The sequence below is a fragment of the Litorimonas haliclonae genome (assembly GCF_965138505.1).
Classification (GTDB): Bacteria; Pseudomonadota; Alphaproteobacteria; order Caulobacterales; family Maricaulaceae; genus Litorimonas; species Litorimonas haliclonae.
In genome coordinates this window covers 215623-229730 of sequence record NZ_CBCSCO010000002.1, presented here as the reverse complement: position 1 = coordinate 229730, position 14108 = coordinate 215623, and the positions used below count along the sequence as shown (strand labels likewise).

The window sequence follows — 14108 nt, the reverse complement described above, 5'->3', positions numbered from 1 at the left end:
GCTCCTTTTTCGTTTGCCTGATAAGCCTCACACCACATCGTCTAGCGAAAGAAAGAGTGCCTCATGAAAATGAACGGGAATGAAATCCGTCAGGGTAATATTATCAAGCATCAGGACTCTCTCTGGATCGCGGTAAAATGCAATGCCGTGAAGCCTGGTAAAGGCGGCGCCTTTAATCAGGTGGAGCTCAAAAATATTCTGGATGGCCGGAAATTGAATGAACGCTTTCGCGCGGCCGAGACAGTGGAAAAAGTTCGCCTAGACCAAAAACCGCATACTTATCTTTTCGCAGAAGACGACATGCTCGTTTTCATGAATTCCGAAAACTATGAACAAATCCGCCTGCAATCAGAATTTGTTGGCGACTCTGCCGCCTATCTTACGGACAGTATGGAAGTTGAAGTCGAATTTTACGAAGACCGCCCAATCAGTATTGCCCTGCCCGCAACCGTCGTTTTGGAGGTGGCTGAGACCGAACCCGTCGTTAAGGGGCAAACAGCCGCCAATTCCTTTAAGCCGGCCATTCTCTCTAATGGAGTACGCACGGCGGTGCCGCCTTTCGTCGGCGAAGGAGAGCGTTTGATTATCAACACCGAAGACGGGTCTTACGTTAAACGCGCAGACTAAAACACTCTGCCGGATCGCTCCTATATCTGAAGATTTCAGAAAGCTGTTCGGCACAATATTTAAAAATTTACGGAGAGCCCGATGGCGAACCTTTCTGCCATAATGACCGTGATGCAAATGGCGGCGCGTAAAGCGTCGCGCGGTTTGATACGTGATTTCAATGAAGTCGAACATTTGCAGGTGGCCCGGAAAGGCCCAGCGGATTTTGTTTCGCGCGCCGATAAAAAGGCCGAAGAGGTCATTGTAGAAAACCTACAACGCGACCGTCCAGGCTATGGCTTTTTGCTTGAAGAAGGCGGAGAAATTGAAGGCTCTGACAAGACACATCGCTTTATTGTCGATCCGCTAGACGGCACCACGAATTATCTTCACGGCATTCCTCACTTTGCTATTTCAATTGCGCTGGAACGCGAAATTGACGGAGAGCCACGCGAAATCGTGGCCGGACTCATCTATAATCCTATTACGGACGAAATGTTTTTTGCTGAAAAAGGCAAAGGCGCCTTCATAAATGACGGCACGCGGGGCGGGGGAGATCGCCGCCTTCGGCCCTCACAACGGGACATTTTTCAGGACTCGCTCTTCTCAACCGGCATACCCTTTTTGGGCCGTCCGGGACACGCCAAATTTTTGAAAGAACTCCACCAAGTTATGGGTCACAGCGCCGGTGTTAGGCGCCTTGGCTCTGCCGCGCTTGATCTCGCTTGGACGGCGGCGGGCCGATATGACGGGTTTTGGGAACGGGGCCTTGCGCCTTGGGATATCGCTGCAGGCGTTCTGATTGCGCGAGAAGCCGGATGCCAAGTCGAAAGCCTATCTGGCGGAAATGTCGTAGAGACGGGCAATATTATTTGCACAAACGCCGCTCTGATGGCGCCGCTAAAAGAGCGTGTTGGCTAAAGGATCACCCTATGTCAAAGGTTTCCCCAAAATCTTCGGACTGGTCTATCGGCTCTGGCCTACCTCTGGCCGTGATTGCGGGATGTAATGTATTGGAGAGCCTCGAAGAATCGCTGACGATTGGGCGGGAGCTGAAATCCATTTGCGCTGATTTGGGCCTGCCTTATGTGTTCAAAGCGAGCTTTGATAAGGCGAACCGCTCTTCCATCAGATCCTTCCGCGGGCCGGGCCTGGAAAAAGGCTTGGAAATGCTCACGGCGATCAAAGCAGAGCTGAACGTGCCAATCTGCACCGACGTGCATGAAGTGGAACAAGCCCTGCCCGTGGCCTCAGTTGCCGAAATCATTCAGGTTCCGGCCTTTCTTTGCCGCCAGACGGATCTGGTTACGACTATGGCCGAAGCTGCAAAAACAACCGGCAGCGTCTTGCATGTAAAAAAAGCCCAGTTCCTTGCGCCTTGGGACAGCAAAAATGTGATCTCGAAAATCCGCGAAACCTATGACGCGGACGCCATCATCATGTGCGAACGGGGCGTCAGCTTTGGATATAACAATCTGATCGTCGACCCTCTGGCTATTCCCGAAATGCAAAAGCTCGACGTGCCGGTGACGATTGACGCAACCCATGCCGTTCAGCTTCCCGGAGCCGACCCTCGAACGGGCGGCGCCTCCACTGGCGGGCGGCGCGACGGCGTAGCCATAGTAGCGAAATCAGCGGTCGCCGCGGGTGCAGACGGCGTATTTCTGGAATTCCATACGGCCCCCGACGCCGCGCTTTGCGATGCGCCGAGCTGCTTGCCCATCAGCGAAGCCCGCCCGCTTTTGACGAAATTAAAAGCGTTTCGGGATATCGTGAACGGCTAACTTGACGAAAAGCGGCGCCTCGCCTATATCGCGCGCTCCGAGCGGGGGACCCAATAACGTAAACCCGTGACCAGAGGCCAAGGAGCCAGACAATGAAAAAAGATACTCATCCTGACTATCACATGATTACCGTCAAAATGGTTGACGGCTCAACATATGAAACACGCTCTACATGGGGCAAAGAAGGCGACGTTCTCGCGCTGGATATCGATTCTAAAACTCACCCTGCCTGGACCGGCGGAGATGCAAAGTTGATGGATCGCGGCGGACGCGTTTCCCGCTTCAAAGACAAATTTGCTGGATTTGGCGTCTAAGCCAAATCGCAATCCGAATACGAAAAAGGCTCCCACTGGGAGCCTTTTTTATTGATTCAAATTTATGGCTTAGCTGTTTTGACCAAAGGCCGCTTCCAAGCGGTTGAGCTGGTCAGCTACCGTATTGCCTTGCTGCGCCGCAATTGTTCCGTAGAGGGAGCGGTCCAAGCGGGTAATCCTTTCATAAAGCGCCTCCGACCTCGCGAGCAGGTCGAGAAGCCGAGACGGAAGCGTATAGGCGGCTTGTGCCAGCTCTGAAAAGCTTACATCGTCCTCCGACTTGGTTTCCGGCACGAGACGGTATTTTTCCGCCCGGGCTTCGCTCAATCCCATTTCGTCTTCCTTAAGGGCTCTCTGGACGAGCAACCAGCTGGCAACCTGCATTAACCGCGTTGTCAGCCGCATGGACTGACTGGCATAGGTCAGAGCGTCGTCCCGCCCCAATTTCTTGGAATCATGTCGGCCCGGCCCGTCGAGGTAAGCGGCCGTCTCTTCCACCATATCCATGCCTTCGCGAAAAGTTTTGGCGAAAAGTTCGGAACGGGTAAATTCCATCAGGCGCGCCTCGGCCTGCGGGGTGAGTGTATCTAGCGCAATGGGCTGCCTAGGTGATAGTTTAGATATGTCTTGGGACTGTCCGGCGGTCATAGAATCTCTTTTTTCAGCACAAGGTGTAAGCTTTGAGATTAAGTTTGCAAGCCCCACGCCAAGGCCAGTCGCCTAACGGTAAAAAAGTAATGAAATTGTCATGATTAGGACTAGGGTTTAGGGCCAAACAGCGTATCTGCCGCGCTACGCTCGCTCTGCTTTTTCTCGAGTTCCTTTTTTACGCGGGACTTTTCCACCTCAAGCGCCTCAATCCGCGCCTTCAATTCGTCCCGCGAAAGGCCGTAAAGGTCCTCGCCAAGTGTGATTGTTCCGATTTGGCGCAGTACGTCATTCTCATCCATGGCAGTCCCGACTTTCCTAATGGCTTGCATTTTAACCGTAATAGCCTATGTAAAGGGGTGTTCGAAAGCGGGAAAAGTCCAAAATCGAACGAAACGACCCCGCCGAGCGGGGTTTTTTTAATGGCTGTTTTCAAACGAGGCTCGTTATGACACAAATTTTAATGCCTAAAGCAACTGCCGTCTGGCTGATCGACAATACAGGTTTGACCTTCAAACAGATCAGCGAGTTTTGCGACCTTCACATCTTAGAAGTCGAAGGAATTGCAGATGGAGATGTCGCCGCCGGCATTCGCGGCGCTGACCCGATTGCGAACGGTCAAATCAACCGCGAAGAAATCGAGAAAGCCGAAAAAGATTCCGATTACGAAATGAAACCGAACAAGTTCGACTCGGATGAATTGCAGCCAACCAAGAAGAAAAAAGGCCCTCGCTATACACCGCTTTCACGTCGTCAGGATCGCCCTGACGCCATCGCTTGGCTCGTTCGTTATCACCCCGAAGTGTCTGACGCTCAAATTTCCAAGCTTATCGGCACAACCAAGCCGACGATTAAATCCATCCGTGACCGGTCACATTGGAAGATAAACACAATCAACCCCACGGATCCGGTATCCCTCGGCCTGTGTAGCCAGATTGACCTCGACGCGATTGTGAAGAAAGCGGCCGAGAAAAAGGCCAAAGAAGACGCTGCAAACGCGGAAGAAGGCGGAGAGACATTAACCCCGGTTGAGCCGGCCCCGCTTCCGAGCGAGAAGCCAAAAGTCGAGCACACGCTTGAGAGCCTTTTTAAACCTTCTGAAAACTAAACACTGTTTTCAAATTTCGTATTAAGCCCGGTTTAAGCCGGGCTTTTTTTATGAATATCTGCAATCTGTTTGACGTCCTGAGACGCGTCGAGATTAAGAACCAGAACGCGGCCCTGATCGACAATGACGCCAATATTGTCCAGCCCGACAATATTGACCTGCGGCCCGTCTGACACCACAAGGCAGTCTTTGGAATTTAACAGTTCAGCATCGGCGGGGTGGCAGGGCGCCTTAAGCTTAGTCCGAATATCATAAAGGGAGCGATAACTTCCCAAATCGCTCCACCCAAAATCACAAGGCAATACAGCGGCTTGGTCAGTTCGCTCCATAACCGCATAGTCAATAGAATTGGAGGGAGACGCGCCAAAATTTTCTTCATCAAGTGCGACTAAATTCCCGATCCGTTCTGCGGATTCATATGAACTTTTGACCGCTTTTAGGATTTCCGGTTCGAAACGGCCTATCTCTGCTAGAAACTTCTTTGCAGAAAATAGGAAAATGCCACTGTTCCAATCAAACTCCCCGCTCTCGCAATATTTGCGAGCCGTTTTCTCATCCGGCTTTTCCTTAAACTCCGAAATTTTATAGATGCCTTTGGCAATAGTCTCACCGCGTTTGATGTACCCGTATCCCGTTTCTGGCGTTTCTGGGTGTATCCCAAACGTGACAATATATCCGCGCTCTGCAGCCGCTTTCGCTTGAGATACTGCCTCGTGAAATGCGGCGGGTGAGGTGATAACGTGGTCCGCAGGCACTAATAGCATGAGGTCGTTATCCGGATTATTTTCTGCAACATATAGAGCTGCAGCCACGGCCGCCGCTGCCGTATTTCGGCGGCAAGGCTCGCCTATAATCACATGGTCTTGGCGAGCCATTTTTTCGCCAATCATCTCACTTTGAGAGGACGCTGTGATAAAAATGGTTTTTGGATCGAACAGCGGATGTTGAACACGAGCGACGGTTTGCTGCAGCATGCTATGCTCGCCTAATAAAGTTAGAAACTGCTTCGGTTTCATATCGTGCGAGATTGGCCATAAACGAGACCCTGACCCTCCGCACAAAATTACGGCTGAAATGCTCATTTCACTCGCTCCCCACAGTATATTTTAACCCTCAAAGCCTGGATCAATCCCGTAATGGGGTGAAAGACTTATCTTGTTAAAGATTAGCCAAAACTCTATTCACTGTAAGGTAATCGGGTTTGGTGAAGATTTTATTATGTCCAAAACAGCATTAATAACGGGGGTGACAGGTCAGGACGGCGCCTATCTTGCCGAATTACTTCTGTCGAAGGGTTACATCGTCCACGGAATTAAGAGGCGGTCGTCCTCCTTTAACACCTCTAGAATCGATCACCTCTATGTTGATCCCCACGATCCTGACGCAAAGTTTTTTCTTCACTATGGGGATCTAACGGATTCGACAAATATCATCCGGATTTTACAGCAAACACAACCGGATGAAATTTATAATCTGGGAGCGCAGTCGCATGTTCAGGTGAGTTTCGAAACCCCGGAATATACCGCCAATTCAGACGCACTGGGGGTTCTCAGACTATTAGAAGCTATTCGTATCTTAGGACTGGAAAAGAAAACGCGTTTCTATCAGGCTTCTACGTCAGAACTTTACGGCAAAGCGCAAGAAGCTCCGCAATCAGAGACGACCTCTTTTTATCCCAGAAGCCCCTACGCGGCCGCGAAACTCTATGCTTATTGGATGACGGTCAATTACCGGGAGGCTTATGGTCTCCATGCTTCCAACGGCATTCTGTTCAACCATGAAAGCCCGCTCCGCGGCGAAACATTTGTCACGCGCAAAATCACACGCGCAGTAGCTGCAATCCATCATGGAATTCAGGACGTTATCTATCTGGGAAATCTGGATGCTAAACGCGACTGGGGACACGCTCGTGATTATGTCGAAGGTATGTGGCGAATATTACAACAAGACGAGGCAGATGACTACGTTCTTGGAACAGGTGAAACTCATTCCGTAAGAGAGTTCGTAGAACGCGCCTTTGGCCATATCGGTATAAAAATAAAATGGGAAGGCGAAGGCGTTGATGAGGTCGGGAAAGACGCTAAAACCGGATCCGTATTGGCGCGCATTGACGCACGTTATTTTCGTCCAACAGAAGTAGAGCTGCTTTTGGCAGACCCAACGAAAGCCAAAGAAAAATTGGGGTGGACCCACACAACTGAATTCAAGGACTTAGTTTCGGAAATGATGGAGAGCGATTTGGAGTTGTTGGCCTCTGAGACAGACCGAAAACAACGGCATGATTAACTCCCTACCCTATGCATTGTCTGGAAAACGTGTCTGGGTCTGCGGACATAATGGTATGGTAGGCTCGGCAATTGTTCGGCGCCTTAAAAAAGAAGGCGATGTCGAGATTCTGACAGTAGAGCGATCGGAAGTTGATCTCGTAGATCAATCTTCAGTCAACAATTGGATGATTCAAAATAAGCCGGAAGCTATTTTCCTAGCCGCCGCAAAAGTCGGAGGCATTCACGCCAATAGCACCTACCCGGCCGATTTCATTTATTTAAATACGATGATTTCCGCGAATGTGATCCACGCGGCTTATAAAAATGAAGTAGAAAAAATTCTCTTCCTTGGGTCGTCTTGCATATACCCGAAAATGGCCCCTCAACCTATTAAGGAAGATGCCCTGCTGACCGGCCCGCTAGAGCCCACCAATCAGTGGTACGCCCTCGCCAAAATTTCCGGCATCATGATGGCCCAAGCCTATCGGGCACAATATGGCAGCGATTACATTTCTGCTATGCCGACCAATTTATATGGGCCCGGCGATAATTTTCACCTAGAGAACTCCCATGTTATTCCGGCGCTAATGCGAAAAGTGCATCAAGCCAAGAATGAAGGTGCGGCCTCCGTCACGCTTTGGGGCTCAGGAGAGGTTTACCGCGAATTCATGCATGTTGATGACTGTGCGGATGCACTTGTATTTCTTATGCAAAATTACTCTGAAGACCAATTTATCAATATTGGTCAGGGGTCTGACATAATGATCAAATCATTACTGGAAGACATCATGCAGGTTATTGGGTATCAAGGACAAATTGAATACGACACAACCAAACCGGACGGAACTCCCCGAAAAATTATGGATAATAGCCGTCTTGAGTCATTAGGTTGGACGCCGCACTATAACCTCTTGAACGGGCTTGAACAAACCTATCAATGGTTTTTGAAGAACGAAGGGCAATTACGAAGCCGATGAGTGGTTAACACGCTTTAATATTAAGTTGTCCTCCAAAGTCACTACAAGAATTTAGAGGAAAAAAGCAAATGCTAATATTATTCAGATTTAATTTATGGAATGGATAACTCCGTGAACCTTAACTTGCAGGTAATTGGAAAAACAGGCCAACTCGCGCGAGCTTTAAACCGTCGGGCTTCGGAATTTGGTCACAACATCACTTGCTACGGACGAGAGTTAATTGATCTAACGTCCTCCCCTGGTAAAATCGAGGAGTTTATAGCCCGCCTTCCTAACGCAACAGACGCAGTTGTCATTGCAGCCGCCTACACAGCGGTCGATAAAGCTGAAACGGATCAAAAGACTGCATTTGCCGTAAACGGAATAGCCCCAAAGGTTATCGCCGAAGCCTGTGCAAAGCGTGGGTTTTCATTAGTTCATATTTCAACAGACTACGTCTTTGATGGCTACGCGAAAATGCCTTACAAAATAGACCACCCGACAAATCCAGTTAATATCTATGGGGCCTCAAAGCGTGAGGGCGAAATCGGCGTCGTTAACAGCTCCGCTAACAGTGTTGTTTTGCGCACCTCTTGGTTATTTGATGGGACAGGGAAAAACTTCCTAACGACTATATTAAGCCTCGGAGCTTCAAAAGAAGTTTTAAATATTGTTGATAATCAATTTGGGCGCCCGACATATGCCGGACACCTAGCCGATGCCGTAATCAAAACCGCGCAATCGCTTGGCGAACTTAAGGCGCCATTTTCTTTAATTGATCGTATATACCATGTAAGCAACAACGGACCCGTCATAAGCTGGGCTGATTACGCAAAATATATATTCAAAGCTTCACCAAACAAGCATTATAAGGCAGTCCAAATTCAGCCTATATCGGCTTCGGAATTTCCAAGTAAAGCACAAAGGCCTGCCTATTCTGCATTGGATCCAAGTGCGTTTGAACGACAGTTTTCGTATAAATTACCGCACTGGAAATCTGGCATTAGAACCGCTTTAAGCGAAGTCAATACTCAGGAGAAAAAACGCCGTTGAAGAGAACCATCTGCAATTTGATCCAAAAGTTTCCGAAGTGTTTTTAAATGCCTGACCTAAGCGCCTTGGCTGAACTTACGTTTCGTCGATATAAACAAAATATTTAAACAATACGTAATTGAGTAGTGTCGCAACAACAGTTGCTATGACCAAGATAACAATCTCATTGGGAATGACTTTCCAGACGAAATGACCAATAATAGCAATTACGAGCGCACCAAATAAATTGGCGACGACATAACGAATAACTTGTCCCAGATTTGCAAGCTGCTTCTTAAATGTGAAAAGCGCGTGACCGCTATATGAGACAACCATTCCCGTTAAATGTGCAAAAAATAGAGAGATAGCAGTAGCAAGACCCACATACTTTAGGCCCAAATACACAGCATAATAAGCAAGTGCCGCCATGCCTCCGACCATAACAAAGACAATTTTTTCCCGATAATCAGAACTAAGCACGTATTAAAACCTTAAAGACTGTTAAACCCGGCTCATATCCATAAACGGGGCCTGCTTGGTGATGCTAGCCATACCCGAAGAGTTTTATTCACTATTTTTCGACATAAACGGCATATTGTGCACCGAACGGAAGTCTCTTCAAAAGCCGGTCAAAGAACTTAAAGAATTTGTTTAACGGCGGGATCGCGATAATAAATTCTGTTCTCGTAGGCTTTGAAAACGCTGTTTTTATTACTTGATTGAGCTTTTTCGGTTTCAGCAAAACCGCGTCCTCGTCCAATATGCAATCATTCACGACTTTTAGCGTAAGAGGGTTGTATGGGTTATGTTCAAATACCGCGAACACACCGCCAGGTTTGAGCACTCGATGTGCTTCAGCTACGAACTTCTCCCAATTTTCAGGCGGAACATGATGCATCACACAAATAGTGAATACGACGTCAAAGTGATCGTCCTCAAAGGGTATTTGGCTGCCTTCATAAAGGTGAAAACAGGCATGTTTTTGGTTTGCCTTAGCCGTTTCGATGGACAGTTCTGACACATCGATTCCCGTGATCGCGTCAAAGTCATTTTCAAATAATCCTTCGAAAATTCCAATGCCACAACCAAGGTCAAGCACGTTTAGTTTTGTTGTGCCTCCAAATTTTTCGGTCAGGTGATCTCGGAAATACTCTGCTTTAACACGGGTAAAAAAATCCGCTTTCAGTCCGCTAAATGCAACTGAGTCATTTATATCCTCAGCGTAATGCGAACTACGCGAATCAAATATCTCTTTGTTTCGATCTTTAGTTTTTTTTTCATGTGTAGCCATAGCTTAACGACCCTTTTTCGATTTGGGCGAATCCTTAGAAGTTGAACCACTTTCCATCGTTTTCGTTTGAGCTACGTCTCCAGCAGGTAATGGCTCTATTCGTTGATCAATAATAGCTATTGGCAAGCGCCGGGAGTTGTTAAATACACGCCCCAGATATTCTCCCATGATCCCTAAACCTATTGCATTCACAGTTGTCGAGATTAGTACCAATATAGCAAGTGTTGTAAAACCACGCGCGCCCTCTCCGCCCATGAAAAGGTATTGCACCAAGTAGTAGGCAATCAAAGCAATTGAAAACAACCCAAATATTACCCCAACATAGCTAAGGAGGCGCAAGGGTCGAACTGACTGACTAGCGATTCCATCTACGCCCAACCGAATTAGCGCTATGGGTTTAAACTTACTCTCCCCAGCCATTCGTTTGTCACGCTCGTATGGGATGCCCGTTTGGGCATAACCGAAACTCGCAATCAACCCTCGCAGATATGGCGTTTGGTCTTCAATTGTTCGCAATTGCTCAATAATTTTTCGGTCTATTAAGCGGAAATCCCCAGCATCGTTCGGAACAGAAATTTCGCTTAAATATCGGATGATTCGGTAGCCAATCTTTCTGAAGGATTGCTCAAGCTTACTCTCTTTTCGATTTTTTCTAACACCATAGACAACAGAATACCCCTCTTCCCATCGTTTTAAAAACTCTGGAAACAATTCGGGCGGATCCTGTAAATCTGCATCGATTTGGATAGCGCAGTCGCCTTTTGCATTCAGAAAGTTCGTTAAAATAGAGCGCTGGAATCCAAAATTTCGGGAAAGACGCAAGGCTCGAATGCGCGGCTCTGATTTGGCCATTTCTGCCAGTATTGCAAAAGTGTCATCTTCGCTCGCGTTATCAGTAAAAAGAAATTCAAAGTCATATTGCGGCAGTGTGTCTGCAGTTTCTTGAAGTCGGGAAATTAGCCGCTTAATATTTTCGGACTCGTTATAAGTCGGGATGGAAATTGTTACGAGACGCCTAGGCCCGGACTTATTCATAGATTTCGTTTCGGCTTTTGCCATTTAGATACCCGTCCACTTTACCTGAGGATTACACGCCCGCGTCGTAAACGCTATTTTCCAGCCTGTATAGTCCCGATATGCGATACAAAACTAGGCCAGGTTTTGTCTAGCGCCGCGCCTACTGTTGCCTTAAATGTACGGAAAACGGATTATTAAACCCACAGGCGAAGACTATGTTTGAAATTTATAAAGGGAAGCGTATCCTGGTTACTGGCCATAGCGGATTTAAAGGCGCGTGGCTCTCCGCTTGGCTAACCTCAATTGGCGCAGAAGTTCGGGGAATCAGCTTAGCGCCTGACAGCAACCAACCCTCACTCCACCAAATTATGGGGCCTGATTCCTACGCTGAAAGTTTTTACGCAGATATTAGAGATTATGCTCTCATGGAAAAGCTCATTCATGAGTTTAAACCTGATTGCGTGATGCACCTCGCGGCCCAAGCTCTGGTTCGGCACTCTTACGCCGAACCATTAGAGACATTTTCTACAAATGTCATGGGGACAGCAAATATATTGGAAGCTTGCCGCCATTTAGAGACACCTCCAGCAATAGTTTGCGTGACAACAGATAAAGTCTATCACAATGCCGACTGGGCTTGGCCTTACAGGGAAACCGACCCGTTGGGCGGCAAAGACCCATATAGCGCCTCAAAGGCGGCCTCTGAAATTGTGGCAGGAGCGTATCGAGACACCATGTTCCAATTGGACAATAAGGAGGGGCCGTCAATGGCCACTGTTCGTGGCGGCAATGTCATCGGAGGGGGCGATTGGGCGGTTGACCGAATTATCCCTGACGCTGTCCGTGCGGCAGGATCAGGAGGAAGCCTGTCCATTCGTAACCCCGATGCAGTCCGTCCGTGGCAACATGTACTGGAACTCTGTCACGGCTACATGACTTTGGGCGAGAAACTTATGAGCGAAAGTAAAAAGGACTATATCGGTGCTTGGAACTTCGGACCTAACCCTATGGATATTGTCACCGTTTATGAATTGGCTAAGAAGTTGAAAGAGAATTGGTCCGAAGTTGATTTAAATATTGAACTTGGCGCTGATCCAAGCTTACCTGAAACGCGCTATTTAACATTGGATATTTCTAAATCTATGCGTGAACTACGTTGGGTGCCAGGATTGACAGTCTGGGAAAGCATTCAAATGACAGGAGACTGGTATGATGCCTATTTTGCCAATCCCGAAGACGTAGCAGATATAACTTACAAGCAGATTCAAGATTACTCTGCAAAACGGGAAGCTCGAATAAAATAAAGTATGTCTCAGCTTTTCATGACAGGTGGATCGGGCTTTATTGGTCGGCATTTTCTAAACGATTACGCACATGAATTTTCGCGTATAGTTTTACCGCTGCGCAGTGCTCCTGATTTTGAATTGCCCAGCCATGTCGAAGTGAAAATGGTCACAGGTAAACCTGAAGAAGTTTCGTCGCTGCTTAAAAACGAACCGTGCGATTACGTTTTGAATGCAGCGGGTTACGGGGTTAAACCTAACGATCGTGATGCGTCTCAAATGAAATTGGTCAATATAGATTTACCGACCCAACTCGCAAAAGCTGCGAATATCGTTCAGAGCAAACGATTTGTGCAATTGGGCTCTATGTCTGAATATCTAGCAAATGGCACCGATATCGCGACACGTGAGACTGATACAGTTGTCCGAAACACAAACAGTTATGGCGGGAGTAAAGCCGAAGCCACGCAGCAACTCCGAAAAGTCTCGGAGTCTGAAGAAACCGAAATTACCTGTCTGAGATTGTTCGGAGTGTTTGGCGAAGGAGAAGCTCCCCACCGTTTGCTTCCGTCTCTGCAAAGCAAGCTCTCTGCGGGTGAAACCGTCCCCATGTCCGAAGGCACCCAGATTCGTGACTTTATTTATATACCAGATGTGACTTCAGCAATTTTTGCCGCACTAACCCAACCCGAGCGGGCCAGGTTCACAGTTTATAATATTGGCAGCGGAAGGGGAATTTCTGTTCGCGAATTCTCGAAAGTTTTTTGCCGTTTAGGAAAATACCGTCCCGAGCAGCTTAATTTTGGTTCATTACCCATGCGCGATACAGACGTTTCGTTCATGGTCGCTAATATTGAAAAAGCTAATACTTTCTTAGACTGGCGCCCTGAATGGACAACTGAAACAGCTCTAGCTGATTATTTGTCAAAATTTCATTAGATCTCTTTTCACGTTTTGCCCCTTGACGTAATTTAGGTTCTTCCCAAAGGTTTCAATCGTGAATTAATTGAGGCCCTGTTGCGGAGAAACCTTGGATTACATCCACGGAGCCTTACCCTCATTGACTATCTTATCTAACATATTTTTCTCACGCAGCGTATCCATAGGTTGCCAGAACCCACTATGTTTATAGGCCATCAACTGTCCATCTTCGGCGATACGGGTGAGAGGCTCGCGTTCGAATGGCTGGCTGTCATCATCAATATAATTAAATACTTCCGGCTCTAAGACAAAGAATCCGCCATTAATCCAACCTTCTTTGAGAGGATTTTTTTCTTCAAATTCTGTTACCTTTTCGCCGTCCATGATCAAACTGCCAAAGCGAGCGGGCGGGCGAACTGCGGTGATCGTTGCCAGTTTGCCATGAGACTTGTGAAAATCGACGAGCGCTTTGATATCAATATCTGCCACGCCGTCCCCATATGTACACATGAATGTACCGTTGGTGTGAGGTTTCAAACGCTTAATACGTCCGCCCGTCATAGTCTGCAAGCCCGTATCCACGACGGCAACCTTCCAATCCGGTGAATTGGTTCCAAGTATAGAGACATCGCCTGACCCCAGATCAATCTCAAAGTCGTTGAGCTGCATCGGCAAATTGGCAAAATAGTTCTTTATAAAATCCGCTTTGTATCCTCCCGCGACTAAAAACTCGTTGAAGCCATACTTAGAGTACATCCCCATAATATGAGTTAGGATAGGACGACCACCTATTTCCACCATGGGCTTTGGCCGAAGACTTGTTTCCTCTGAGAGACGTGTGCCAAAGCCGCCTGCAAGCAAAATGGTTTTCATAAAAACTC

General features: G+C 47.7%; 17 protein-coding genes. 10 read left to right on the top strand and 7 right to left on the bottom strand.

What is annotated here, in order from left to right:
- Nucleotides 1–63 precede the first annotated feature (63 nt).
- The 4 genes from efp (at nt 64) to rpmE (ending at nt 2704) form a co-directional block, all read left to right on the top strand.
- Entirely contained in the window at nt 64–627 is a 564-nt protein-coding gene (gene efp, locus ACNA05_RS05220) for an elongation factor P (protein ID WP_415810347.1), read from the top strand.
- Nucleotides 628–708: 81 nt separating this feature from the next.
- On the top strand, nt 709–1527 hold the full coding sequence (locus tag ACNA05_RS05215; RefSeq protein ID WP_415810346.1) for an inositol monophosphatase family protein: 819 nt from the start codon (nt 709–711) through the stop codon (nt 1525–1527).
- An 11-nt stretch (nt 1528–1538) separates the two neighbouring features.
- On the top strand, nt 1539–2390 hold the full coding sequence (gene kdsA / locus ACNA05_RS05210; protein WP_415810345.1) for a 3-deoxy-8-phosphooctulonate synthase: 852 nt from the start codon (nt 1539–1541) through the stop codon (nt 2388–2390).
- Between the two features lie 92 nt (nt 2391–2482).
- Nucleotides 2483–2704: a 50S ribosomal protein L31 gene (gene rpmE, locus ACNA05_RS05205; RefSeq protein WP_415810344.1), complete on the top strand. Its 222-nt coding sequence runs from the start codon at nt 2483–2485 to the stop codon at nt 2702–2704.
- Between the two features lie 69 nt (nt 2705–2773).
- On the opposite strand, the gene rcdA is transcribed toward rpmE, so the two are convergent.
- The gene (gene rcdA / locus ACNA05_RS05200; RefSeq protein WP_415810768.1) at nt 2774–3259 is read right to left on the bottom strand and encodes a protease adaptor protein RcdA; all 486 of its coding nucleotides are present in this window, start codon (nt 3257–3259) and stop codon (nt 2774–2776) included.
- Nucleotides 3260–3462: 203 nt separating this feature from the next.
- On the bottom strand, nt 3463–3654 hold the full coding sequence (locus tag ACNA05_RS05195) for a DUF1192 family protein (protein WP_415810343.1): 192 nt from the start codon (nt 3652–3654) through the stop codon (nt 3463–3465).
- Nucleotides 3655–3800: 146 nt separating this feature from the next.
- Here ACNA05_RS05195 and ACNA05_RS05190 point away from each other — a divergent pair, with 146 nt between their 5' ends.
- Nucleotides 3801–4460, top strand: coding sequence for a DUF1013 domain-containing protein (locus ACNA05_RS05190; RefSeq protein WP_415810342.1), 660 nt, complete (start codon nt 3801–3803; stop codon nt 4458–4460).
- Between the two features lie 32 nt (nt 4461–4492).
- Here ACNA05_RS05190 and ACNA05_RS05185 read toward each other — a convergent pair whose 3' ends face one another.
- Complete coding sequence (locus tag ACNA05_RS05185; RefSeq protein WP_415810341.1) at nt 4493–5542, bottom strand: mannose-1-phosphate guanylyltransferase; 1050 nt, start codon at nt 5540–5542, stop codon at nt 4493–4495.
- 136 nt (nt 5543–5678) lie between these two features.
- Here ACNA05_RS05185 and gmd point away from each other — a divergent pair, with 136 nt between their 5' ends.
- The 3 genes from gmd to rfbD all read left to right on the top strand — a co-directional run bounded on the left by gmd (nt 5679) and on the right by rfbD (nt 8736).
- Nucleotides 5679–6746 (top strand): GDP-mannose 4,6-dehydratase, encoded by a 1068-nt coding sequence (gene gmd, locus ACNA05_RS05180; protein WP_415810340.1) that lies wholly within the window; start codon nt 5679–5681, stop codon nt 6744–6746.
- Nucleotides 6739–7704, top strand: coding sequence for a GDP-L-fucose synthase (gene fcl, locus ACNA05_RS05175; RefSeq protein WP_415810339.1), 966 nt, complete (start codon nt 6739–6741; stop codon nt 7702–7704). Before gmd ends, fcl begins: the two co-directional genes overlap by 8 nt.
- A gap of 111 nt (nt 7705–7815) precedes the next feature.
- Complete coding sequence (gene rfbD / locus ACNA05_RS05170) at nt 7816–8736, top strand: dTDP-4-dehydrorhamnose reductase (protein WP_415810338.1); 921 nt, start codon at nt 7816–7818, stop codon at nt 8734–8736.
- A 75-nt stretch (nt 8737–8811) separates the two neighbouring features.
- Here the strand turns inward: rfbD and ACNA05_RS05165 are convergent, their stop codons facing one another.
- From ACNA05_RS05165 to ACNA05_RS05155, 3 genes are all read right to left on the bottom strand, one after another.
- Entirely contained in the window at nt 8812–9195 is a 384-nt protein-coding gene (locus ACNA05_RS05165; protein ID WP_415810337.1) for a GtrA family protein, read from the bottom strand.
- 91 nt (nt 9196–9286) lie between these two features.
- Nucleotides 9287–10006: a class I SAM-dependent methyltransferase gene (locus ACNA05_RS05160; RefSeq protein WP_415810336.1), complete on the bottom strand. Its 720-nt coding sequence runs from the start codon at nt 10004–10006 to the stop codon at nt 9287–9289.
- Between the two features lie 3 nt (nt 10007–10009).
- Nucleotides 10010–11065: a glycosyltransferase family 2 protein gene (locus tag ACNA05_RS05155; RefSeq protein WP_415810335.1), complete on the bottom strand. Its 1056-nt coding sequence runs from the start codon at nt 11063–11065 to the stop codon at nt 10010–10012.
- 173 nt (nt 11066–11238) lie between these two features.
- Between ACNA05_RS05155 and rfbG the strand changes: the two genes are divergently transcribed.
- Both rfbG and ACNA05_RS05145 read left to right on the top strand, forming a co-directional pair.
- The gene (rfbG, locus tag ACNA05_RS05150) at nt 11239–12327 is read left to right on the top strand and encodes a CDP-glucose 4,6-dehydratase (protein ID WP_415810334.1); all 1089 of its coding nucleotides are present in this window, start codon (nt 11239–11241) and stop codon (nt 12325–12327) included.
- 3 nt (nt 12328–12330) lie between these two features.
- A complete protein-coding gene (locus tag ACNA05_RS05145) occupies nt 12331–13245 on the top strand; it encodes an NAD-dependent epimerase/dehydratase family protein (protein WP_415810333.1) in 915 nt (304 codons plus the stop codon).
- A 96-nt stretch (nt 13246–13341) separates the two neighbouring features.
- Here ACNA05_RS05145 and rfbF read toward each other — a convergent pair whose 3' ends face one another.
- Nucleotides 13342–14100, bottom strand: coding sequence for a glucose-1-phosphate cytidylyltransferase (rfbF, locus tag ACNA05_RS05140; protein WP_415810332.1), 759 nt, complete (start codon nt 14098–14100; stop codon nt 13342–13344).
- Nucleotides 14101–14108 lie beyond the last annotated feature (8 nt).

What these genes read in the sequence shown, in the direction of transcription:
- ACNA05_RS05215 (WP_415810346.1), top strand. Translation starts at nt 709, where the DNA reads ATGGCGAACCTTTCTGCCATAATGACCGTGATGCAAATGGCGGCGCGT.
- fcl (WP_415810339.1), top strand. Translation starts at nt 6,739, where the DNA reads ATGATTAACTCCCTACCCTATGCATTGTCTGGAAAACGTGTCTGGGTC.
- rfbG (WP_415810334.1), top strand. Translation starts at nt 11,239, where the DNA reads ATGTTTGAAATTTATAAAGGGAAGCGTATCCTGGTTACTGGCCATAGC.
- ACNA05_RS05160 (WP_415810336.1), bottom strand. Translation starts at nt 10,006, where the DNA reads ATGGCTACACATGAAAAAAAAACTAAAGATCGAAACAAAGAGATATTT.
- ACNA05_RS05145 (WP_415810333.1), top strand. Translation starts at nt 12,331, where the DNA reads ATGTCTCAGCTTTTCATGACAGGTGGATCGGGCTTTATTGGTCGGCAT.
- rpmE (WP_415810344.1), top strand. Translation starts at nt 2,483, where the DNA reads ATGAAAAAAGATACTCATCCTGACTATCACATGATTACCGTCAAAATG.
- rfbF (WP_415810332.1), bottom strand. Translation starts at nt 14,100, where the DNA reads ATGAAAACCATTTTGCTTGCAGGCGGCTTTGGCACACGTCTCTCAGAG.
- efp (WP_415810347.1), top strand. Translation starts at nt 64, where the DNA reads ATGAAAATGAACGGGAATGAAATCCGTCAGGGTAATATTATCAAGCAT.
- kdsA (WP_415810345.1), top strand. Translation starts at nt 1,539, where the DNA reads ATGTCAAAGGTTTCCCCAAAATCTTCGGACTGGTCTATCGGCTCTGGC.
- ACNA05_RS05195 (WP_415810343.1), bottom strand. Translation starts at nt 3,654, where the DNA reads ATGGATGAGAATGACGTACTGCGCCAAATCGGAACAATCACACTTGGC.
- ACNA05_RS05155 (WP_415810335.1), bottom strand. Translation starts at nt 11,065, where the DNA reads ATGGCAAAAGCCGAAACGAAATCTATGAATAAGTCCGGGCCTAGGCGT.
- gmd (WP_415810340.1), top strand. Translation starts at nt 5,679, where the DNA reads ATGTCCAAAACAGCATTAATAACGGGGGTGACAGGTCAGGACGGCGCC.
- ACNA05_RS05190 (WP_415810342.1), top strand. Translation starts at nt 3,801, where the DNA reads ATGACACAAATTTTAATGCCTAAAGCAACTGCCGTCTGGCTGATCGAC.
- ACNA05_RS05185 (WP_415810341.1), bottom strand. Translation starts at nt 5,542, where the DNA reads ATGAGCATTTCAGCCGTAATTTTGTGCGGAGGGTCAGGGTCTCGTTTA.
- rcdA (WP_415810768.1), bottom strand. Translation starts at nt 3,259, where the DNA reads ATGGAATTTACCCGTTCCGAACTTTTCGCCAAAACTTTTCGCGAAGGC.